This is a genomic window from Chitinophaga sp. Cy-1792, assembly GCF_011752935.1.
Lineage (GTDB): Bacteria > Bacteroidota > Bacteroidia > Chitinophagales > Chitinophagaceae > Chitinophaga.
In genome coordinates this window covers 247,542-270,228 of record NZ_VWWO01000002.1, presented here as the reverse complement: position 1 = coordinate 270,228, position 22,687 = coordinate 247,542, and the positions used below count along the sequence as shown (strand labels likewise).

The window sequence follows — 22,687 nt, the reverse complement described above, 5'->3', positions numbered from 1 at the left end:
GTTTTAGATGGCTGTTACTTTCAGTATAACACTGGTACGGCGTGCAGTTGCTTCAGGATTGAAACCTACCTTCATCAGGAAATCGCCGGAATACGTTGGTTCACTGTTCACGGGCGACTTTGTACCTGGATAGAGATTGATCTCTCTGACACTATATTTTTTTGAAGGATCTAAACCCTTCATTTTTATTGGCAGATTAATAGGCGTTTCAAATTTCGTACTTACGTAATAGTTAAATATCACGGCTTCCAGTTTATCCGGACTTACGTAGGCAATAGCCGCAACTTTATTGTTGTAAGGGTCCTGCAGACGGTATTGTTCTCCATGCCATACCAGGTGTTTGATGGTATCATACACCTTTACGGCCTGCTGGCAGAAAGTCAGGTCATCTGGTGTCAGCTCATGCACTTTCAGATCGAAGCCCAGCTTGCCCATCATGGCAACATCTGTTCTGAATTTAATGGGCTGCTTACCCATTTCGGTTACGTGATTATCTACTGCAATGGATGGAAAATAATAGGAATACTCCCACTGGATAAAGATCCTGTCGTAGGCGTTGGTATTATCGCTTGCCCAGAATTCCGTGAAGTATTCCAGTGATTTATAATCGACCCTGGTACCACCGCCCGCACATAGCATCATCGGCACGTCCGGGTGTTGCTTGCGGACCTTTGCCAGCACGCTGTTTAGCCCACGTACATACTCCAGGTAGAAATGGTCCTGATTTTTAAGATAGGGAGAATAGGCATTGTAGATAAGCGAATTACAATCCCACTTGATGAAAGCCAGCTGCGGCACTTCTTTAAACAGGTTCTCTACGGTGTTATATACGAATTGCTGTACGGCCGGATTGCTGAGGTCGAGCACCAGCTGATTACGCATATAATATTCTTTCCGGCCAGGTTCTTTCAAAACCCAGTCGGGATGTTGTTCATATAATTCGCTTTTAGGGTTCACCATTTCCGGCTCGATCCATAGGCCGAGCTTTACGCCTTTTTCGGTGGCTTCTTTTCCCAGTGATGATATGCCATTCTTTAACTTCGCTTTATTTACCTGCCAGTCGCCCAGGCCGGAGGTGGCGCCGTTGCGGGGATATTTATTACCAAACCAGCCATCATCCAGCAGGAATACATCAGCACCTAATGTTTTGGTGTCGTCCAGGAGGTGTGATAATTTCTGGTCATCAAAATCGAAGTAGGTAGTTTCCCAGTTGTTGAGGATGGTGAGCCTGTCTTTGGTGCCGTTGCAGAGGCGATAGTCTCTGGCCCAGCGCTGAAGGTTGCGGCTGGCCTGTCCGCGGCCTGTGGTAGAAACAGTATAGACGAATTTAGGTGTGGTAAAGGTTTCGTTGGGTTGCAGCGTGTAGGCGCTGGCGTAGTTATTAACGCCGGCGGTTATACGCAGATAATACTCGTCGAATGTTTCGAAGTCGAGGCGGAAGTTACCGTTCCATTCCAGCGATCCTGCCAGGACGGTGCCTTCGTCTTCAGTTGCGGGGCCATCCATGCTGACCATAAAGGAAGAAGAATGCAGCAGGTTGGTACGGGTGCCCAGTTTGGAATCGATGGTACGTATTCCATGCAGGAGTTCCTGTTCTTCCGGCGACATTTCCTGTCCCCAGCCATTGCGCTGGTTTTTCAGGAAGAATTTATTGCCGCTGAGGGTCAGACATGCAGAAGCATATTTATTAAGTACGACCGCTTTCTTTTGATGATGGAGGATTTCCGACCATTGTTCTATCACGTCCTGATTTTCATAAGTATGATAGAAAAGCTTTACCTCAAACTGGTATTGGGGATCTGTCAGTAATATTTCTGTGAGGGTCTGGTTGGCATCTATCCTGTTTACCTTGCTGGAAACATAATGGAGTACCAGTGATTTATCACCATTGCTTTGGGTAACTGCCAGTGCGGGTTCCAGGAGGTTGACCGAACCGCCGGTAACATAGGCTTCCCTTCTGTTGAAGAGGTCATCATTGCCGGGCTTATATTTATCCAGTGGCCTTACCTTCCGGTATTCATCTGCCATGGCTAATTTTTGTCCGAAATAAGCTACTACCAGGTTGTTGTCGGCATCTTTCTCTAAAGCTAAGGCCAGATTTTTGGTTGAAACGATGATCGTCTCCTGGGCATGTGCAAGCTGGCATGCCAGTAGCAATGCCATCAGGCTTGACATAATTTTTTTCATAACGACGGTTGTGACTTAGGTTGTAAATGTAGTATTAAGAGTCAATAATACACTTATTATTACATAAACGGTACCAGGTAGAAAGAAAAAAAATTTATCCCTGAGATATTACAGCAGTTGCACATGGTAACTTCACGCCTCAACCTATAAAACACTTAGCAAAAGCCCTGATTATTTGAAACCCGATTATTAAAAATTCCCTCAAACAACACTATGCGTATTAATTCCCGCTATGTTGCAGGTGGCATTGCCATACTGCTAATGTTTGGTGCCTGTACCAAGCAATTAAAAAACGATCCTAACGCTACTGCCAATGCAAACCTCGCTGCGAGCGCTGCTGCCGCACCTACTCCTGATCCTGACGGATTAAAGCTGCATGAATTCCTTCGTTCCAATGGTCCGGGATTTGAAACGGTGACATTCAGCGGACAGGAAGGAGCCACTATACGCGTAAAAAGTGGCAGAATCTACACCATCCCACGTAACTCCCTGTTACTGCCTGATGGCAGTCCGGCCACCGGCACTGTTACTCTTTCTGTAAAAGAAATCAATGATGCAGCATCCATGATTTTTGCAGACAGACCTACCGCTACCAATACCGGTGCACCACTGGTATCTTACGGTGAATTTTTCGTAACAGCCAACCAGGGCGGAAAACCACTGCAGCTGCGTAAAGACAGCGCCATCAAAGTACAGGCGCCTGCCAAAGTGGAATTCCAGCGTATCCCAATGTGGAATGGCGACACCACCGTTACCTACGATCAAAGCGGTTACAATTACGTAAATCAGCTGATCACCATCTCTACTACCATCAGTGCAAACAAAGGTATCGACTGGGACCCGGTAACCAATCCGGCTTCTGCCTATGCCCTGTTTGATGGCACCAACGGCACCCTCAACTTCAGACTGGATAGTCTGATCAAATGGGTAAACTGTGACGCCCTGATGAGCCTTCCAGGTACCAAAACCACTGTGCTGGCATACTTCAACGCCAATTACAATCCGGCTACCAACACCAGCTACATGGGTGAAGAACCTACCATGCTGTACTTCAAACCTACTGGTGTAAACAGTATCATCAAATTCTATAACACCATCTTTACTCCTCCTCCAGGATATGAAGGCTTCCTGAGCTATCAGAACGCCATCCCTGTAGGACAGAGCGGCACATTCCTGGCCATCTCTTCTATCGGCGGTCAGTTCTATGCCGAACAAAAAACTGTGACCATCCCGACTCCGGCCGCTGGCGCTACCTATACATCGTTAACCTTTAACCCGGTTCCCGTAAGCGCCGCCACACTGGTATCGTTGATCTCCAGTATGAATACCAAATAATCAGGCAAAATAAAATAGCCGTCAACCGGGTTGATTGGCGGCTATTTGGTTTGTTTAAATATGATTTCTATTAGCTTATGGCACCCAATGATCAATTAACAGCTCAGAATTTTTAGGATTTGGGGGATAATACATGACATTATAATGCTCACCTATCTTAACGTTTATGCCAATGTCCAGATTCAGGTAACCACTATAACGTTTATTATCTACTGTATACTCAAAAACTGCCGATGGAGACCCTTCAGAACCTGTCACTACATCGATAATCGTTCCTCTTGTAAATTCATGATGTTCCCTTAATAGATAAGGGTTTATAAAAAGAGGACGCAATATTATAAAGTACAGCAATACCAAACCTATGATTGGCCCTATAAACTTTTTCCATTTCATTAGTCAGCGATTTTCTTTTAATTTTTGATGAAATTATCTTCCCACCAAAACTATAAGGAGCGGTCAAGATTGTAGAATATAAAAACTCACTACTCTTACTCATATCAAATAAATCCAGCTCCGAAGGCTTAAATCCGCTTGCAACAAGCTGCCCTGCAGCATCTAATGCAACCTTGGTACTGTATCGTTGATCTCCAGTATGAACACCAAATAATCAGTGAAAATAAAATAGCCGTCAACCGGGTTGATTGACGGCTATTAGTTTTGTTTATGGATAAACTTCTGTTGAAACTACTTTAATGACGGAAACAATCAACCATTCCAGCCGCTGAGCGCAGCCATCAACCTTTCTTCTTCCTCTTCCATTAATTGTTCATTCGTTTTATTTTCACTCCAGTTCATGGAACTATTTTTTAACTCACCGATGGTATCATAAATTCCATATACTTCTGCCAGACCTATTCCATCATAAGTAAACTTTTGATCTAAAATACGTATATCTGTAAAAGATAAAATTTTGTGAAAGATAAAATAGCACCCGTCACAAACATCTATTTCTCTTTTTAATATTCTGTTTCTCAAACCTCTTACTAACAGCAATGCTGCCCGCTTTTTCCCAGACAAAACCTCCGCCAGCTCTAATTCCTGAATAGCCTTTTCAAAATAATCATTCATTACAAAAGAGCTTTCATTTTTATCAAGACCCGCTAAAATCACTAAGGCAGGTGTATCATAACCTTCCCTTAGTCCTATTACAGCAATATCCGGTAAGTCCGAATACTGACCATTTCTTACAATATGAAATGCTAAATGTTCTAAAAAATTGAATTCCATATCGCCTTATCTTTTTATCATAAAGAGTCACCTTAATATTGCATAATATCTGCTTCTTTTTGTACTTATTAATTCCACGAAATACTACTTAATATCCGGGATGTTGTAAATGGAAATTATATCTCAAATGAATCACGTGCTTCCACTTCAACATCACTTATTTCTGCATACCTATTGTTAACAGCTTCATAAATATTCATATCCAATGATGCTGATTCCTTACCGGTTTCTGTTTTATTATAGATCATCAGGCGCTGATAGCCAGACCCATCCAACATAAAATATATCTGCCCAACATCTCCGTCGGTTGTTTTAAAATAGAATATAAACAATCCATCAGATTTTATGGACTCAATTGTTATGCATCGGTTTGGGGTCTCCGAAATATAATCCCATCGCTCAAATGCAGCCGGAATCGGATTACCGCCAGGTAAACTAAAAAAATCCATCCCATCAAACCATAGATAGCTATTCTCCAAACTATTTACCAAAATAATCTGTAAACATCCCTGGTCATCATTCCAAATGTAGGCATCATCAAATGTCTGAGGAAAAATCATAGTATGCTTATTTGGCAGACAGATTTTTAAATAATGAATTCATTACTTCCATATCATTGGAATACTCCCAATTAAATTTTTGCAGAATTCTTAATAGTAATTCTTCAACTGTCTCACCTGAAAATGATTCTATTTCATTTTTGACGAAATCTATTATCCTACCGTCATCATACTGTTCGAGCACTATAAATGAAGAACTGATATCTATACTTTTCATGAATTTATTAGCCATGGCATAAGATAAAAATCCAGCAATTCCATCAGGAGTGCCGGCATGAATGGAAAAATATTCTGAACTTTCCATTTCATTATTTTTATCATGCGCATAATAAATCACCACCAGGCAAAAATCTTTTATACCACAATCAAGATAATTTTGAATATCATAATCCTGGACAAATATCTTATTCATATTAATTTAAACACAGGTATTTAAATGTTATTTAAAAATAAGTAAACTACCTACAAACCCTTACCCGAAAGCGCCTTTAACATCTTCTCATAAATCAATCCCGGATGGCAAAATATTTTTTCCAGTAGTAATAGCATAATAATCCTCCTATAATTTTCAATTCCAAACCGGAAGAAGCAATTTCATCTGATATTTGAATAATCCATGGTAACTCAACCTGTGCTATCTCTCCGACCTTTCTGTCATCAATCATTAATATGCGACGCTGCGATTTGAGCCGTCCCAATTCATATAGTTTATCATTAAAGGATGTGCTATATCTTGATCGCCAAAATCCATTTTTGTACCCATCCAAATAATAACCGACACCACTATCATGAAATTTTATTGCACATTGGTCGTAATTAAAACGGTCAGCCAAAACAGAGAATTCCGGTATTTCATTTTTTGAAGCGTATATAGTTGAATCCTCTATTTTGATATCAAATAAAATACCACCCCGTAAACGCCGCATTACAGCTGTATCCTGCGTTAAGTATTCCATTAAAAACTCCATTTTCGTAGACTATTGAGTTGCTTACAGTAAATATTATATTATTTTTTCAACATACGATATAATTATTAAAAAACAAAAAACCTGCGACCAGCGCAGGTTCTTTGTACATTATTCCTTCCACGAAATACTACTTAATATCCGGGATTCTGTAGAAACTCATTCACTGTTCTATCAATCTGATCTTGTGGGATCGGACGTAATACATGCGTAGGTTTAATATTCGCGCGGGCTTCATTATTATGCAGCTTTACGCGCTCCAGCAGTTTATGCGTTCTAACGAGATCGAACCAACGTAGTTGTTCACCAGCCAGCTCTCTTCCTCTTTCATCCAGCAGATAATCGATGGTCATCATACCAGGGGTAACCTGCATGGCTGTACGATTTGCCTGTGTTTCCGCATCTGTGGCCCCGATACGCGCTGCACGCGCTCTCACCACATTCACCAGGTTTGCAGCGGTGGTTGCATCGCCCTGCATCAATGCCGCTTCTGCTTCTATCAGGTAAGTTTCTGCCAGACGGAAAGATATAAACGGTCTTACGCCGGAAGCCTGATTATCTGGCCTTAGTGCATCAGCAAATTTATTCAGTGATGGATACAGTTTTTCTGTATACAATCTTGGTGGCACCATCAGATACTTTTTAGTGGCGATAACAGCGTCTGTCACATTATAGCCGGGAAGATAAATAGCTGTATCTCCCAGATTCAGTGTAGCCGTAGCGGAGTTCGTATACCAAACGGTAGTAAACCATTTTTCATAACGCACATCGTGTACACGGTCCTGATAGAGCGTATCCAGCAGGAAGCTGGTTGGCCTGAAACGCTTCCATGGCGTACCATTCGGCAGGTCGCGCTTCATACCTGGCAGCACATCGTACTGCATCAGGAAAAAGCGGCAGGCATTGTTATCAGGATAGCCGTACAGCGGATCAGTAGTATACTGCGCTGCCCAGATGGTTTCACTGTTATTTTCTTTTCCCTGTGCCCATACCATTCCGGGATCATCCAGCAGTTTGAACCCATAATTTTTGATGACCATATCTGCATATTTAGCAGCATTGGCATAGTCTGTCGCCTGCGCCTGCGGCGATGATGCCCTGGTGAGATATACGCGTGCCAGCAGGTGTTCTACAGCAGGCTTGGTGGCCCGGCCCCAGTCGGTCTGCGATGCCGGCAAATCTTTTTCTGCTGCCAGCAAATCGTTGATCACCGCATTGTAAACAGCTGAAACGGAGTCGCGATGCGCCTCCCGCAGTATCACCGCATTTTCTTTTAAACTTAATGGAACCGCTCCAAACATCTCCATTAAAATAAAATGATAATGGGCACGGCAAAACTTCGCTTCTGCCACACCTACCTTTTTAGAAGCAGAATCCAGGTCTTTTACCTTATCTGCCCGATCGATGGCCACATTACAGGTGTTGAGTGTCTGATAAAAACTATTCCATACCTCGCGTACATGGTCGTAGCGCGAATCCAGCTGTGAAGTATACTGACTGGTAAATTTATAGTTGCCATCAGAGCCGTTGGTCATGATATCGGTGCCGGTTTCTGTCAGGGTTATACCACGTTCTGTGCTATAGAAGTTACGCATGGACACGTAGGAGCCATTCACTGCCGTCTGAAAACCAGCTTTGGTATTGTAGAAATCATCTGTTACGTTGGTAACAACCTTCTCATCCAGCATTTTATTACAGGAGGCTGTAGCCAGCGACAGCAGCAACATAGCGGGAATTATATATTTCATAACGTTTTTCTTTTAGAGATTAAAACTTCGCGTTAATACCGAATTGCAGCATCCAGGTGGCGGGTGCATCGATACCGATCGTGTTCACACTTTCAGGATCTATTCCTTTCCATTTCTGGCGATAAGGCGCAATAATCAACGGTTGCTTTACGCCTACGGTGAAGCGCAGATCGCGCACGCCCCAGTTGCTGATCACTTTGGCAGGCATCGCATATGCCAGTGTGATATCGCGGATTTTAAAGAAGGAACCATCGAAATAGCTGAGCGACTGGTAGTTGCTGGGCCTTTCCTGGTTGGCGTTTGGCCGTGGGAAGTCGTTGGAAGGATTCGCTGGTGTATTATAGTTTACGTTGAGGTTATTATAACGTCCGAATAAAGTGTTATAGTTGGCGTAAAAATCACTCTTGATCATACTACCCCAACGCATAAACGCTACGATAGATAATTCAAATCCTTTATAGGAAAAACGCTGTGTAGTACCTGCCTGCCATTTAGCCTGCGGAGAACCCAGGATCTGGCGGTCATTTTTCGCATCGATCACGGAATCTTTGTTAACATCTTCCAGCCTGATCTCCCCTGGTTTCACACCATATTTGGCCGCTGCCTGGGCGTCTTTATCCTGCCAGACACCAATCTTTTTGAAGTCGTAGTACACATAGGTAGGCTGTCCTACAAACCATGCATTACCGACATCGGCCGTTCTGCCATCACCCACAGACAGGATCATGGACCGGTTACGGGAATAGTTCACGTCCATGGTCCAGGAGAACCCACGGGGGTTGTCGATCAACCTGGCGGAGATACCAATTTCCAGGCCTCTGTTGCGGCTGGTACCGAGGTTCATCAATACCTGATCGAAGCCATTGCTGTAAGGCAATGACAACGGCATCAGCAGGTCGGTGGTACGCTGATTGTACCATTCAATGGAACCGTTGATACGACCTCTCCAAAATCCGAAATCGACGCCAATGTCCGTAGACGTAGTTGTTTCCCAGGTGAGGTCAGGGTTACGCAGCGCAGAAGGTACATAGCCGAGGAAGCCTTTGTTGCCAAATGAGTAAGGAATTCTTGTGAGTGAACCTTGCGTAGCATATGGACTGATACCGGTATTTCCTATGCGGCCAAAGCTGGCGCGCAGTTTCAGGTTATCAACGAATTGCTGGTGCTTCAGGAAATTTTCGTTCATCATGTTCCAGGCTACGGCCACAGAAGGAAAATAACCCCATTTTTTGCCGGGAGCAAAACGGGAAGAACCATCCGTACGCATGGTCAGCGTCAGCAGGTAACGTTCGTCGTAGCCATAATTGATACGTCCCATATAAGAGAGGATCGTCCATTGACTGAGTCCACTGCTTACACCCGTTACATTCAGTGCCTGTCCGAGGTTATAATACTGCTGCCATTCAACAGGAATCCCCCTTACGTTGGTACCCGACTGGTCGGTGGTCTGGCGCTGTACACTATACAGGCCTGTTACCCCGATACTATGCTTCTTAATCAGCTTATTATACGTAAGGACGTTTTCGATCGTATATGCCAGTACGGATGCACTGTTTTTAGTGGCAGTAGCATCTCCCCCGCCAATCAGGAGATTGGTATTATTTTTCCCCTGAAAGAGGCCATAGTTATAGGATTGAATATCCGGGCCCACGTTGAGGCGGTATTTCAGTCCATCTATAATATCTACTTCTCCATATAAACTGGTGAAAACACGCAAACGTTTGTTGACTTCCACACGGTTACCAGGCACATAGTCGAGCAATGGATTGGGTTGCTGGTTATCACCGGTAGGATAGATAATCAGGTTACCCTTATCATCGTATGGCGCGGCGATAGGCAGCATTTTCAGGGCATTGTCGATACCGTTATAGGTTTCACCGTTGCGCTGCGTGTAGCCACCCAGCAGGGAGGCGCCTACTCTAACGCGGTTGCCTATACGCTGATCGATAGCCACATTGAAATTGTAGCGTTCAAAGCTCTGCAATTTCAACACACCCTGATCTTTAAAATAGCCCAGCCCCACGCTATATTTGGTATTCTCAGAGCCACCAGCCACATTAATACCATGGTTTGTCTGGTAGCCCTGGGAGATCATGAGCTTCTGCCAGTCTACATTCACGCCTTTCTGAATATTGGCATATTCTGTTGAGTTAAAGATTTTTTTGTCAGATGCATCCGGATTGCTGTCATCGTATTTGCCGATGGTACGGTTAGCTTCACGGCGCATGTTGGCAAACTGGGTGGCATTCATCATATCTGTTTCTCCCAGCTGCTGAACGATGCCGTAGGAGCCGGAATAGGCAACCACCGGTTTACCGATCTTTCCTTTTTGTGTGGTTACGAGGATAACACCGTTAGCACCTCTGGAGCCATAGATGGCTGTCGCGGAGGCATCTTTCAGAATATCCATCGATTGTATTGTTCCAACGCCGATATCGTTGAGCGTACCTGCGTATGGGATCCCATCCACTACATAGAGCGGATCGTTGCCTGCATTGAGCGAGCGGGTACCGCGGATACGTACCTGCGGTTCATCACCGGGCTTGGTGCTGACGTTAATAACTTCCACGCCTGGTGCACGGCCCTGTAAGGCCTGTTGCGCGTTGGTTACAGGCACATCCTGTATGGTCTTTGAATTGACAGAAGAGATGGCGCCCGTCACGTCTTGCTTACGTTGTGAGCCATACCCTACCACTACTACTTCGTCCAATTTTTTGCGGTCCTCCGCCATTATAACGCTAATGGCTGTACGACCATGAACAGGCTCTTCCTGTGTGACATAACCAACAAAAGTAAATACCAGTACGGCATTGCTGGCATCGGGTATCTGCAGCCGGTAATGACCTTTCAGGTCAGACTGGGCGCCGATACTTTTGCCCTTAACGGCAATGGTTACCCCAACCAATGGATTCTTCTGTCCATCGAGTACATTACCCTCTACTGTTACAGGCTTACTTTGCCCCCAGGAAAATTGATACAATAGCAGACAAGCTATCAAACAAAGAAGACATGAAAAAGGCTTTTTCATAACGCTAATTTTGGAATTGTGGATTAAATACGGGTCGGGTCTAAATCAGATTTTGGTCGCTCACTAATTCGGTTCTTCAGTTAACAAAATAGTAAAACTTTACATTCTTGCAATCGTTTGCAATAAATTTTTATTAACATTATTTAACACTTCGCCGGATTGGCACAACTGGCAGGCATTTCCCCGGAAGAACCTGCCATAAAACATTTATTTTCATATAGATGTACCGGTTTTTCAACAATAGTCAAAAACGAAAGACCCGCGCCAGGCGCAGGTCTTCGTGCATCACCAACGGCACGGACAGTGCCACGTTTCATGATTTACAAAATCGTGTATCCCAACACGTTAATAACCTTTATTCTGTATAAATTGAGGGTTGGCCCCCATAATATCCCGGCCAATCGGAAATATCTCCGTATGATTATCGGCATCAGGCTTCTTATCCCACCAGGTCCCGGTACTGAATAATCCCCAGCGGACCAGGTCTGTACGCCTGCGATTCTCTCCCAGAAACTCACGTCCCCACTCATCCAGCAGCTCCTGGTCGGTAAGCTGTGAGCCGTCCGACTTATACAAACTACTGGAACCTGCCGGATAGTTACGCTGCCGCACGGCATTCAGCAACCCTGCCGCACTAACCTTATCGCCTGCACGATATTTACACTCTGCCAGCGTATAGTATATCTCCGACAGCCGGATCTCTCCATAGGCAGAAGTGATCCGGTTCGGATCTGCCGTAGGATATAACGGATATTTCAGGAAGAAAATACCAGAGTTGTGGTCCGCATGGTTCATATCGGATTCCTTGTCTGCAATACGCGTTCCTGGCTTCGCATCCAGGAACCAGCCCACCTGATCACGGATAAACAACGGATAATCTCCCTTATTGCCCCGAACGGTATCCTGTTTCATACTGCCGTTTACGTTATGCTGATAGGGAAGATAACCAAACAGGAACATCCCCTCCCGCTTGCTGTTACCCAGGTTTTTATAAAGGGTAAGCCGATAGTCGTCCGGATAATGCTGGAACTTTACAAATGGCTTCCCTAACTGGAACGGATACTCGACGCTGTCTACATCCCTGCCCGGCTGCAACGCATACTTGGGGTTCGCCTGACCGAAATCTGTAAACCCGCAATACAATGGCGCGGCATCATAGGTCATCGCCCAGAAAAACATACCACCATCATATTGCCAGTGCGTACGGTTAAGGCTACACGGAAAGCCATAGATCACTTCGGAGGTTGTTTTACTGTTGGTATAATCAAATGGTGCATCCCAGCGGGTATCCAATGCATAGCTACCATATTTGCCATCAATGATATCCTGGCATAACTGAGCACATTCGGTGAACTTATCAGTACCTATATAGACCTTAGCATTCAGGTACAGCCGCACCAGCAGGGAAGCCGCGGCAGCCTGCGTCCACCGGCCTATGCCCTGATCGCCAAGATCAGCGCGTTTGGGCAGATCAGGAAGCGCTGCCTTCAGCTCAGATTCAATGTAATCAAAGGTTTCCTGCGGTGTAGACTGCTTATTCCCTTGTGTGGCATGTTTTACATCTGTGACGATTTCTATGTTCCGGTAGAAATCAAATGCACGCAGGTAAAACCAGGCACGCAGTGTTCTCAGTTCTGCTTTGAAGTCGGCCATTTCTGTTACGGTAACATTCAGTTTAGCCGGGTCCGTTATACTCTCCATATCTTCCAGTGAATTGGTGGAAAGCACAATCCCCTGGTAGAAGGCCGTCCAGGCGCCGCTGGTAAAATTATCCTGGGTTGTCCAGGTATGATAGTGCATGCGCTGATAGTAGTTCCCATCCTGCCAGTCGCCCTGCCTGTTAAAGGTGCCTATTTCATCTGTACTGTTTTCTCCTACGGCATAGATGTCATTTCCCTGGATACTCCAGTAGGCATGTTCGAATGGGCGTAAAAAGTCAGTAATCACATCCTCTCTGCGGGTGAGGAACTGCGATGCATCTACTTTGTCGTATACATGTTCATCCAGTTTGGTGCAACTGCTCAGCAGCAGTGCAGTAAACAGTATGATATTTCCTGTAAGTTTCATTTTCATGTTGTGCCGGTTGATGGTTTAGAATGTTACCTGTACGCCTCCGATAAACTGTGAGGTGGCCGGATAGAAATTGAGACTACCGCTTCCGTTAACGGTCTGCACGCCTGGCGTTAGTCCATTAACGGGATACAGATCCGGGTCGCCTCCTTTAAAACTGGTAAACGTATGCAGATTGGTGGCAGCGGCATAAACCCTGAAACGCTGTATATAGGCCGATTTCAGGTTCATGGAATACCCCAGTGAAATGTTGTCGATCTTTAAGAAGGACCCATTCTCCAGGAAGTAATCGGATGCAATGGAAGTGGTGGCGTTATTGGTCAGCTTCGAATACTTGCTGCCCGGATCATAGGCAGACCGCAGGGTATTGGCATCATTCTGCGTTGCAGGCGTACCCAGATAAAATGCCTGCATATTGAACAGCTTGTATCCGAAATTGCCGCGTAAGAATATATTCAGGTCCCAGCCTTTATAGCTAAACTGGTTACCTATGGCGCCTGTCAGTTTAGGTAAGCCATTGCCTACAAATTGTTTATCATCTGCGCTGGCCTTGTCGCCGGTGATAACTGTTCCATCTTTTTTATAAACCAGCAAGGCGCCGGTTTTATCTACCCCGGCCGACTTCAGCATATAAAAATCACCAATACGGTGCCCTTCCTGCAATCGCTGTATGGTACCGGGAGTACCCGGACTTGGCAGGCTGGCCACATCCTGGAAGGTAGCTCCCTGGTAAAGTTTGTTGGAAAAGGAAACAAATTGGTTGTTGTTATAGGCAGCTGACACAGAAATATTATAGGTAAATGCTCCGCGTTTTACTGCTGCAACATTTGCCTGTAGCTCAATACCCGAATTCTTCATCGTACCAACATTGGTATAGGTCTGTGACTGCGAATTCGGTGGCAGCGGCACATTATAATACCCCAGCAGGTCTTTGTTGGTACGCTTGTAGTAGTTCAGCGAACCTGACAACCTGCTGTTAAACATTTCAAAATCGATACCCACATTGAAGTTGATGGCTTTCTCCCAGCCAAGCGCAGGGTTCACGTTCTGTGAAGGGCCATACACCTGGTAAGAGGTGCCATTGTAAGGGAAGTAACCGAAACCGCCATACAACAGCAGCGACAGATAACTGGCGAAATCCTGGTTACCGGTAACGCCATAATCCGCTCTCAGCTTAAGGTCATTCAGCCAGCTGGCTTTCCCTTTCAGGAAATTCTCTTCAGAAATACGCCATGCCGCTGATACCGCCGGGAAATTGCCCCATTTATTGTCTGCACCGAATTTAGAAGAACCTTCATGCCGCAGACTTGCCGTCAGGATATATTTATTATCGAAGTCATAATTGATCCTGCCGTAAAATGCCGCCAGCCGCGAGTCGTTCTGCGTGGAAGACACGGCAGACTGCCCATTGCCCTCACCACCGCCGTTCCAGGTACCTGAGCCCAGGTTATTCCATAGGAAGGCATCGAATGGAAAATCGTAATTATTGGCACTAAACTGCTGATAATTGAAATAACTGTAGCTATATCCTCCCAGTACCTTAAAATGGTTCTTCTTCAGGTTCAGCGCATAATTTACCGTCCACTCCAGGTTCTGCTGGTCATTGTCGATCTGTTCCTGTGAAGCATAGTTCCTTTTGGTCACAGCATTGCTATGCACAATTGTGGTCAGCGTAGATGGTCTGAAATTCAGGTTTTTGTAAGATGATTTTATGTTGGAGATAGTTAATGTTGAATAGAGATTTTTCAGAATTTTTACTTTCATCGAACCGCTCATATCCAACTCTTTGATCTCCGCCTCACTCTTTATCAGCCTTGCGTTTTCTACCGGGTTATTGGCAAAGAATCCCGTATTCAGGTAGTGGTAGTGGTTGGCACTATCATACACCGGCTGCGTGGGATTGATGGTAATGGCGTTATTGAAATTTCCCTGGTCTGCATTACTGGTATGCATATACCGCGGCGCCACGTTCAGGGATACCGTGTAGACCTCACTTTTAGAGGTGTGGTTCACATTAAGCCGCGCGCCATATTCTTTTTTATAGGCACGGAGATCTATACCATTGGCATTTCTGTAGTCGGCTGATGCAAAATAGTTATCATTGGCACTACCTCCTGAGATTTGTATGGTATGTTTTTGTCCGAATGTGGGGGAACGCGTTACTTCCTTCATCCAGTTGGTGCTGGCGCCATAGTCCTGCCCATGCTGTGTGGCTACCCGATATTTACGGAACTCATCAGCACTGAGCAGTTTAGGCGCATTTGTCAGGATATCCGCGCTGAAATAGCCGTTATATGCCAACATTCCCACACCTGCAGTACCTTTTTTAGTAGTGATGATGATCACACCATTACTACCGCGGGTGCCGTAGATAGCAGAGGCGGCACCTCCCTTCAGTACATCAATGGATTCAATATCATTCTGGTTGATATTATCCATGTTTCCGCCAGGTACGCCATTGATCACATATAGCGGCCCTAATCCCGCACTGCGGGACGACACGCCGCGTAACTGTATGCTGGGCATGGAGTTAGGGTCGGCAGTGGCAGTGTTGGTGATGGTGAGGCCAGCCACCTTACCCTGCAATGACATCAGCGGACTATTCCCCGCAACGTTTTTCAGTTCGCTGGCCGTGATATGCGTGATAGCACTCGATACTTCCTTTTTGTCGATGGTACCATAACCTACACTCACCACTTCCACCCCCTTGAGGTCATTACTGGAAAGCAGCAGTTTCACCTGCATGTTACTTTCCGCCGTAATAGGAACGGTTTGCGTGATATAGTTAATGGAAGAGATGACGAGGGCGCCGGCATTGCCGGTAACTGTTAACCGGAAAGCACCATTTCCATCCGTAGCAGTGCCGGTACTGGTTTTCCCTACCCTGACGGTAGCACCAGGTATCGGACTGCCGGTACCGGCATCGATGACCTTTCCTGTAATAACCCTCTCCTGGGCAAAGGCCGGGTAAATTTGCGTGAGTGTCAGGACGAGACAACTCAATAGTGATAGCAATTTTTTTAGCATAACGGGTCTGCTTAATTAGTTCTTGAAACGTGGATATTTTGTCCTTACATCGCTGCAGCTGATGAGTGGTATGCCAGTGTTGGATTGGCAGGATCAAAATACATCACCCCGGAGCCGGGTGAACCACTACGGAAACCCATTTGCGGAAAATATAGATGCTTCAAAAATCATACTATTGACTATCAACATCTTATTATATAACTTGTCTTTAAAAATCCAGACGTATTCCTCCATATCAGGAACGCCTGAACGAAAAAATCAGTCGCTGACCATATCGGACGAGTTTGTTAATGGCTGCTTTCGCGTTATGAAATCGGGGAAACAATTGACGCCCGTTAACCAGAGAAAATGTTGCTACCGGAAAATTTGCTTATATATGAATAAGAAATTATTTACCATATTGCTTTTATTGATTTTTGCAGATGTACATGCACGAAGCATACCATCAGACAGCGCCTTTCAGCTACTGAAATCAGAACTCTCCAAAGAACATATCTACGATAAGGCAAAAGAAAAAAGGATCGCCCGGCTACAGCAAACGCTGCAACATACCGGCAGCAGCGAAGCGGAAACCCGCTTCCATCTGTACAGCGACATTTTCGGGGAATACAGCTACTTTAAATTTGATTCGGCCTATGTATATGTCAATAAAATGATTGCTACAGCAACACAATCCGGTAACCGGGATGAACTAATAAAAAGTAAAATTCTGCTGGGAAAAACCTTGCTATGCACCGGCTTTTACAAGGAAGGATTTGATGTAGCCAATAATATCGATACCACCACGCTCACCACCACATTAAAAACAGACTATCTCCTGCTACGGGCAAGATTAAATACCGGTATCGGCGACTATGACAACGATGCCTATTTCTCGCAGGACTATTACCGCCAGGCAGCTGACGACTTCAGGCGGGCGGAAACGCACACACCTTCCAGCGAATTCGAGAAAATCATCGACCTGGCCTTCCTCCCCGATGCGGTAAAATCGCAGCACCTGACCACGGATTATTTCCTCCGGCATCTCACCAGCAGCGGACTAACACCACATCATATAGCAATGGCTGCAACCCGGCTAAGTTTCGCCTTTACAGATGATAACCGGCTACTGTTTCTCGCCATCGCGGCCATCCATGATATCCGCTCTTCTACCAAAGAAACACTGGCCATCTTCTTACTGGGACAGGAGTTATTCAAAGCCGGCAAAACAGAAGCGGCCTATACCTGTATGCAGGTTGCCGCCCGCAATGCCAGCTTTTACGGTGCCAGAAACCGCGCCGCACAAATAGAAACAATGCTGCCACTGGTGGCTGCTAAGCTGCTGGACGAAAAGCAGCACCAGCACGACCGTCTGCTCATCGGCATGCTGCTGTTTTCCATGATAGCCGTCGTATTATTCTTCCTGCTGGTCATATACCGCCGGCAGCTGCGATGCATTAAAGCCAATGAACAAACCATCAAAGAAAAGAACAGTGAACTGGAAATGGTAAACGAAAAACTCTGGGCATCTACCAAAATAAAGGAAGAACTAATCGGGCTCTTCTTCAAAACCTGTTCTACCTATATTGATACACTGGATAGATTAAAACGCGAAGGTCAGCACAGGATCAAACTGGCGAAATATAATGATATCAGCCAGCTGTTGAAAAACATTCCGGTAGATCAGGAAAAAGGAAACCTCTATCACATGCTGGACACCGTTTTCCTGACCATGCTCCCGAATTTTATCCATTCCTTTAATGCCCTGCTAAAGAAAGAAGACCAGATATGGCCTAAGTCAGGAGAAACACTGAACGCTACCCTCCGCATTTTTGCGCTGATGCGGCTGGGAATTACAGAAAACGAAACAATAGCCAAAATCCTGGATTATAGCGTAAGCACTGTCTATACCTATAAAACCAGGATTAAATCGCGGGCACTCGTACCCGCCGCAGACTTCGACCAGAAAATAATGGAAATAAAATTTATGGATGGGCAGGGAGGGGTGTAAATTGAAATGTGAGTGAAGATACTAAATACAAGGAACGGTGGAAGGCCGGCCAACAAGTCGGCCTAAGGCAACAGCCTTCTATTTACAATATCATTAATCAACGATTCTTATAGCGCTCGTATAAAAATCAACTTATACTGATAATTCCTTCAGGTTAATACGCTTTTCTTTAAGATTATAGTTTTTAAATTTATATCGCATGAAAGCGGACATCATGTCCTCATGAGTGGACATCAGGATTTGGTTATCACTAAATTCATTCCGTAACAGATCAATAAATCCATACATATTTAGTTCATCCATTGTCTGAACCGGATCATCAATCAGCACCATCTTATTCTGCGAATATTTCTTATGAAGTGCTAACGTGAAAGCTATAATAAGAGCAGATAGCTGGCCTGAACTCATGGTAAAAACAGCATCATATGCTTTCCTTGCATCAGTCTGAAACCTTATGCCATTATCAGGAAAAATGAATAATCCAATGCCACCCTGAAATGATTGCATAATCCTGCCCGAGAAAACATGAAAGACAATCTCTATATCTTTAATTATTTGTTGCTGATATTTTTTTAACGAATTAGTATAAGTCTTTCTTAACTTATCTAAGTTCTTACCTAAGGTATTTGCTTCTTCCCAAATTACAGTGATCTCTTTCAGCTTAGCTGACTTCTCTTGTAACATTGTATTCTGACTAAGATACCATTCATGTATCAGATATTTTCTCTTTGCCTCAATATTTTCAACTGATAGAGCGTCCAATTGATTGAATTCATTATTAAAATATTCACGGAAATAATTCGAAAAATAATTCTCGATCAGCTCATCACCTTCAGTATTCTTCAGTAGGAGCAGTTCATTCCTGAGGCTTTCGAAGGCTGCTGAAACATCTCCCAATTGTTCATTGCTAAGGTATTTCCCATAATCAACTTTTAAAAATGCCAGTGATCTGAGAATATCACTAAAACTGTCTGATTCTATTTCCAGCAGTCTGGATATAAATTCCTCATTATAATGAAGGCTTGATATATTTTCAGTGATAGTGTCCATCAAGCGTTGAACAAGTCCGGTTTTAAATATGAGTAAAGAGGCTTGTAACTGATTATTCTTCTCAGAATTAACCTTTCTCATCTCTTCAGATTTATTTTGAATCTGAAGCAACAACGCTTCTACATTTCCCCAATTGTACCCGCACAGCATACAATCAGTGACTGGGGATCCGACATCCTGCAAGTTTTCGATTTCGATCTGCAACTCATTTCTGGATCTGAAAATATCCGAATAAATTTTATCTAAACCCGAAAGTGCCGAAAATTCTGATATCAGTCCCTGCTTTGCATTGGCAAATGCTATTTTTAAATCCTCCGGAATAAATTCAAAAGACGCTAAATATACTTCCTGATCAAGATTATCACTATTCAAAGATCCTAGTTGTTTTACCAGATTTCTTTGCTGAATTACTGTTGTCCGTAAAGTACGTAACTCTTCTTTATTCTGTAAAAAATTGTAAAATCTTAAGAAATCTCGCGTCAGATTTTCCTTATTTAATAGATAATCTACCACACGATTAATCCTGTATTGAGAAAAAATTATCTTTCTTTCAACAAGCTTTTTAAGTTCATCCAGGATACCATCAGCACCAGCAACATCCAGGTAGTTAAAAGCGTTTGGGTCTGTAGTTTCTTTATCCCAAACGACCTCTATACTTTCGAACAATCTGATATAGGCCGTTGGCTCCGTAGTTCTATCCAGATTACTCTTTAAGTTTGTAATCTCAATTTTTAATCCGGCAATTTCCTGTTTCCTGATAGTATTAACACCTTCGATTCTCTTTTTTAATTGTCCAATTCTTTCGATTTTAGCTTCAAACGCTGTTAAATCAAACAAATGATCAATATGATTCTTTCTGGCCTTGTCAGGATGTTTCAACAGAAAGTTACTTTCTTCCTGTTCCACATAATTCAGAAACTGAAAATTTGAGCTATAGTCATTTCCCAATAAGTCCTTCAGGAACAATCCTTCATCTTCAATAAGCGTTCCTGCTTCCGCTAAAAAATGATCTTTTTCAAACAACTTATATACAGAAAAATCTATCCCCCTAATGCGCTCTGTTTTAGCCAACCGCCCCAGGACATATCTCTTTTCATTTTTTGTAAATTCAATGGTTATAACAATATCTTCTCCCACTCTATTTTCATGTAGGAATGGATGTGCCAAATCGACCTCTCTTCCATCTACTACTAAATTCTTTAGATCCAGATATCTCCTTATTTTCCCCGTAAATACCAGTTCAATCGCATCATAAATTGTTGTTTTACCAAAACCATTGGGGCCATCAAAAACAACAATATCTGAAGCGTTCATGTCTAACGTAATATCTTGAAAAACCTTAAAGTTCTGGATTCTTATTTTATCTATTTTCATCCGTATTTGTAGTTCTAAGCTTATTAAGGATATCAGCCTCTGTCATTGCAAGAAATTCACTATCACTGATGGATAATAAATCTTTTTCTAACAAATCATTCAGTGGATTATCATCAAGTGCCTGTTTATTGATCGATTCCAAGGATTCGAGACTATTTATCTGCCCTATCTTCATCCTGATAAACGGTATTTTGATAGCCATCCGATAGACCAACGACTCGAAATCATTGCTATCAAACTCATTTTTATGCTTTTCAAATACAGCCTCCGTCAATATCAGGGTCTCGATAGTGTCTAGTACAGGTAAGTCTCCGATCTTATTGCGCAGATTGTTCAATTCACCTTCCGTATAGTAAAGAATGGTCTTTTTAAAATTATAAGGATCCTCTTCAACCTGTAACAAACTACCGGGTATTATATCCGCAATTGACTGGTATCTGCATAATATCAACAGATTTGCATTCTTATCAAATGTAGGCGCTTGAACTATTTCACTCGCCTTTATGAATATATCTATCTGCTCATCGATAATTTTACCAATATTATCACATTGAATAACTACCCAATAATTAACACGGTCTTTTACCGCGTAAACTTTAAAATCTACGCCCCCTCTGTCTTCAAACCCAGCTGCCTGGAATATCTCACTAATCAGCTCAATCATTATTTAATATATTTTTTGCCGTTTCAAGATCAATGAGACTAACCTTTTTCCATTGTGTTATTTTATTCCTCCTTTGAGCATCTCCTGACAAGCTATCGGCATTAAGACATCCAATATGATTTGCGCAGGCTTCCAAGTCATCTACATTACATTCACTAGTGATTAGATAGTCAGAATTAAATGGTAGGTCTATATCCTTATTCAATATTGTTTTTAAAATGCGTTCACTTGCCTTTTTTTTGTAGCCAGGCGAATTCGAATAGTTGATGGAAGTTGGGTAGTAGTGTTTGTTCCCAGCACAAGTCCAGCCAATTCTTCTATTATTATTTGACTCCTTTATGATCATTAATATCTCCAAAAATGCGTCTTTTATCTCATCATCGCTCAGGCAGTCCGTATAGCCTTCCAGACTGTCATAAGATATCGATTTATGCGGCCTTATACTCTGTATAAAGGATTTAAAATCAGCACCTTGATAAGAGTTCAACAGGTATAGGTAGTTATCCATTTTCACTTGTATTTCATTAGTCACCAACCCTGCATCATAATTAACGCAGAAATCCTGATAATAACGATTCAAATCCATTTTAATCCTTCGCTCAAAGAACTTCTCATCCAGAATATCCGCTGTTAAATCCTTACTTATTTCATCCAGGAATTCTGATAAGCATATAGGATTGTCGAACGCTGCATCTGCTATTTTTATCCCTCCATGATTGAGCGAGTGGATGTAAATTACCCGATCCACTATTTTCTTTTCCGCTAATTCACTTAATATTCTGACATTATTATCATTATGACTACCAGGAATATTATGTTTTTGTAATGCCTCGACCAACATACTCCTGATCTTGTTATCAATTTCAGTTAAAGGGCAAAATCCATCACTTTTATAGCAGTATATTTTCAACGTCGGATGTAAATGCTCTATAGCATCAGGGGTATAGTCATTTTCAACACATAAATGAAAATATGCCGTATCACCAGTCATGCCATAAGTTCTCTTCTTTTGCTCGAGTTGTTCAAAAGCATCTTCATAAGTAGAATAAAGATGACTATTAACCGCCTTCACCTGGTGAATTGTTACAGGAATAGTGTTCCCTCGTTGGACATTTACAATGGCAAAATCTTCTAAAGAATCAATCTGCAAATGGAGCGCATCTAATTCAGCTTTGGTTTTTTCAGCTATGAGTTTCATAACATGATAAAGTGCCACTTTACCCTGGTATATAAATCCACTCCAGGTTGCTGCTGCAGTATGCGGAAGGTTTTGGGTGTTCATTTTATAGCCTGGTCTTACCTTTTTCGACAGTTAACGTTCCTTGATTTAATTCAAATACATTTCCTTATTCCAAAATGACAAGCATTTAGGTGTAAAAATCGATTCAATTTATGTAGGGGTGGGTAACCAGTATTGCTACTTCTCTTAGGATCTGAAGTAGAAAAAGTAGTACTATATACG

The 22,687-nt window shown here is 43.2% G+C and carries 15 protein-coding genes; 2 read left to right on the top strand and 13 right to left on the bottom strand.

The features are described 5' to 3' along the window. Positions 1-3 precede the first annotated feature (3 nt). Entirely contained in the window at positions 4-2,187 is a 2,184-nt protein-coding gene (locus F3J22_RS15465) for an alpha-galactosidase (RefSeq protein WP_167018862.1), read from the bottom strand. 213 nt (positions 2,188-2,400) lie between these two features. On the opposite strand from F3J22_RS15465, the gene F3J22_RS15460 reads away from it, so the two are divergent. After that, complete coding sequence (locus F3J22_RS15460; protein WP_167018861.1) at positions 2,401-3,522, top strand: hypothetical protein; 1,122 nt, start codon at positions 2,401-2,403, stop codon at positions 3,520-3,522. A gap of 75 nt (positions 3,523-3,597) precedes the next feature. On the opposite strand, the gene F3J22_RS15455 is transcribed toward F3J22_RS15460, so the two are convergent. From F3J22_RS15455 to F3J22_RS15415, 9 genes are all read right to left on the bottom strand, one after another. Further along, positions 3,598-3,915: a hypothetical protein gene (locus F3J22_RS15455; protein ID WP_167018860.1), complete on the bottom strand. Its 318-nt coding sequence runs from the start codon at positions 3,913-3,915 to the stop codon at positions 3,598-3,600. Positions 3,916-4,227: 312 nt separating this feature from the next. Next, positions 4,228-4,749: a hypothetical protein gene (locus F3J22_RS15450; protein ID WP_167018859.1), complete on the bottom strand. Its 522-nt coding sequence runs from the start codon at positions 4,747-4,749 to the stop codon at positions 4,228-4,230. 116 nt (positions 4,750-4,865) lie between these two features. Further along, positions 4,866-5,309, bottom strand: coding sequence for a hypothetical protein (locus tag F3J22_RS15445; protein ID WP_167018858.1), 444 nt, complete (start codon positions 5,307-5,309; stop codon positions 4,866-4,868). A gap of 7 nt (positions 5,310-5,316) precedes the next feature. Next, the gene (locus tag F3J22_RS15440) at positions 5,317-5,721 is read right to left on the bottom strand and encodes an Imm8 family immunity protein (RefSeq protein WP_167018857.1); all 405 of its coding nucleotides are present in this window, start codon (positions 5,719-5,721) and stop codon (positions 5,317-5,319) included. A gap of 94 nt (positions 5,722-5,815) precedes the next feature. Next, entirely contained in the window at positions 5,816-6,265 is a 450-nt protein-coding gene (locus F3J22_RS15435) for a hypothetical protein (protein ID WP_167018856.1), read from the bottom strand. Between the two features lie 143 nt (positions 6,266-6,408). After that, complete coding sequence (locus tag F3J22_RS15430) at positions 6,409-8,022, bottom strand: RagB/SusD family nutrient uptake outer membrane protein (RefSeq protein WP_167018855.1); 1,614 nt, start codon at positions 8,020-8,022, stop codon at positions 6,409-6,411. Positions 8,023-8,041: 19 nt separating this feature from the next. Continuing rightward, complete coding sequence (locus F3J22_RS15425; protein ID WP_167018854.1) at positions 8,042-11,050, bottom strand: TonB-dependent receptor; 3,009 nt, start codon at positions 11,048-11,050, stop codon at positions 8,042-8,044. 345 nt (positions 11,051-11,395) lie between these two features. Continuing rightward, the gene (locus F3J22_RS15420; RefSeq protein ID WP_167018853.1) at positions 11,396-13,123 is read right to left on the bottom strand and encodes a RagB/SusD family nutrient uptake outer membrane protein; all 1,728 of its coding nucleotides are present in this window, start codon (positions 13,121-13,123) and stop codon (positions 11,396-11,398) included. Between the two features lie 18 nt (positions 13,124-13,141). Then, positions 13,142-16,147 carry a SusC/RagA family TonB-linked outer membrane protein gene (locus F3J22_RS15415; protein ID WP_167018852.1) on the bottom strand — a complete coding sequence of 1,002 codons (3,006 nt, stop codon included), beginning with the start codon at positions 16,145-16,147 and terminating at the stop codon, positions 13,142-13,144. A 376-nt stretch (positions 16,148-16,523) separates the two neighbouring features. On the opposite strand from F3J22_RS15415, the gene F3J22_RS15410 reads away from it, so the two are divergent. Beyond that, positions 16,524-18,137 carry a DUF6377 domain-containing protein gene (locus F3J22_RS15410; RefSeq protein WP_167018851.1) on the top strand — a complete coding sequence of 538 codons (1,614 nt, stop codon included), beginning with the start codon at positions 16,524-16,526 and terminating at the stop codon, positions 18,135-18,137. A gap of 132 nt (positions 18,138-18,269) precedes the next feature. Here F3J22_RS15410 and F3J22_RS15405 read toward each other — a convergent pair whose 3' ends face one another. From F3J22_RS15405 to F3J22_RS15395, 3 genes are read right to left on the bottom strand one after another with little or no spacing between them, the layout of a single operon-like run. Continuing rightward, positions 18,270-20,561 (bottom strand): AAA family ATPase, encoded by a 2,292-nt coding sequence (locus tag F3J22_RS15405; RefSeq protein WP_167018850.1) that lies wholly within the window; start codon positions 20,559-20,561, stop codon positions 18,270-18,272. Beyond that, positions 20,548-21,225 carry an ABC-three component system middle component 1 gene (locus F3J22_RS15400; protein ID WP_167018849.1) on the bottom strand — a complete coding sequence of 226 codons (678 nt, stop codon included), beginning with the start codon at positions 21,223-21,225 and terminating at the stop codon, positions 20,548-20,550. Before F3J22_RS15400 ends, F3J22_RS15405 begins: the two co-directional genes overlap by 14 nt. Next, the gene (locus tag F3J22_RS15395; protein ID WP_167018848.1) at positions 21,218-22,507 is read right to left on the bottom strand and encodes an ABC-three component system protein; all 1,290 of its coding nucleotides are present in this window, start codon (positions 22,505-22,507) and stop codon (positions 21,218-21,220) included. Before F3J22_RS15395 ends, F3J22_RS15400 begins: the two co-directional genes overlap by 8 nt. Between the last annotated feature and the right edge of the window lie 180 nt (positions 22,508-22,687).

What these genes read in the sequence shown, in the direction of transcription:
- F3J22_RS15465 (WP_167018862.1), bottom strand. Translation starts at nt 2,187, where the DNA reads ATGAAAAAAATTATGTCAAGCCTGATGGCATTGCTACTGGCATGCCAG.
- F3J22_RS15460 (WP_167018861.1), top strand. Translation starts at nt 2,401, where the DNA reads ATGCGTATTAATTCCCGCTATGTTGCAGGTGGCATTGCCATACTGCTA.
- F3J22_RS15455 (WP_167018860.1), bottom strand. Translation starts at nt 3,915, where the DNA reads ATGAAATGGAAAAAGTTTATAGGGCCAATCATAGGTTTGGTATTGCTG.
- F3J22_RS15450 (WP_167018859.1), bottom strand. Translation starts at nt 4,749, where the DNA reads ATGGAATTCAATTTTTTAGAACATTTAGCATTTCATATTGTAAGAAAT.
- F3J22_RS15445 (WP_167018858.1), bottom strand. Translation starts at nt 5,309, where the DNA reads ATGATTTTTCCTCAGACATTTGATGATGCCTACATTTGGAATGATGAC.
- F3J22_RS15440 (WP_167018857.1), bottom strand. Translation starts at nt 5,721, where the DNA reads ATGAATAAGATATTTGTCCAGGATTATGATATTCAAAATTATCTTGAT.
- F3J22_RS15435 (WP_167018856.1), bottom strand. Translation starts at nt 6,265, where the DNA reads ATGGAATACTTAACGCAGGATACAGCTGTAATGCGGCGTTTACGGGGT.
- F3J22_RS15430 (WP_167018855.1), bottom strand. Translation starts at nt 8,022, where the DNA reads ATGAAATATATAATTCCCGCTATGTTGCTGCTGTCGCTGGCTACAGCC.
- F3J22_RS15425 (WP_167018854.1), bottom strand. Translation starts at nt 11,050, where the DNA reads ATGAAAAAGCCTTTTTCATGTCTTCTTTGTTTGATAGCTTGTCTGCTA.
- F3J22_RS15420 (WP_167018853.1), bottom strand. Translation starts at nt 13,123, where the DNA reads ATGAAAATGAAACTTACAGGAAATATCATACTGTTTACTGCACTGCTG.
- F3J22_RS15415 (WP_167018852.1), bottom strand. Translation starts at nt 16,147, where the DNA reads ATGCTAAAAAAATTGCTATCACTATTGAGTTGTCTCGTCCTGACACTC.
- F3J22_RS15410 (WP_167018851.1), top strand. Translation starts at nt 16,524, where the DNA reads ATGAATAAGAAATTATTTACCATATTGCTTTTATTGATTTTTGCAGAT.
- F3J22_RS15405 (WP_167018850.1), bottom strand. Translation starts at nt 20,561, where the DNA reads ATGAAAATAGATAAAATAAGAATCCAGAACTTTAAGGTTTTTCAAGAT.
- F3J22_RS15400 (WP_167018849.1), bottom strand. Translation starts at nt 21,225, where the DNA reads ATGATTGAGCTGATTAGTGAGATATTCCAGGCAGCTGGGTTTGAAGAC.
- F3J22_RS15395 (WP_167018848.1), bottom strand. Translation starts at nt 22,507, where the DNA reads ATGAACACCCAAAACCTTCCGCATACTGCAGCAGCAACCTGGAGTGGA.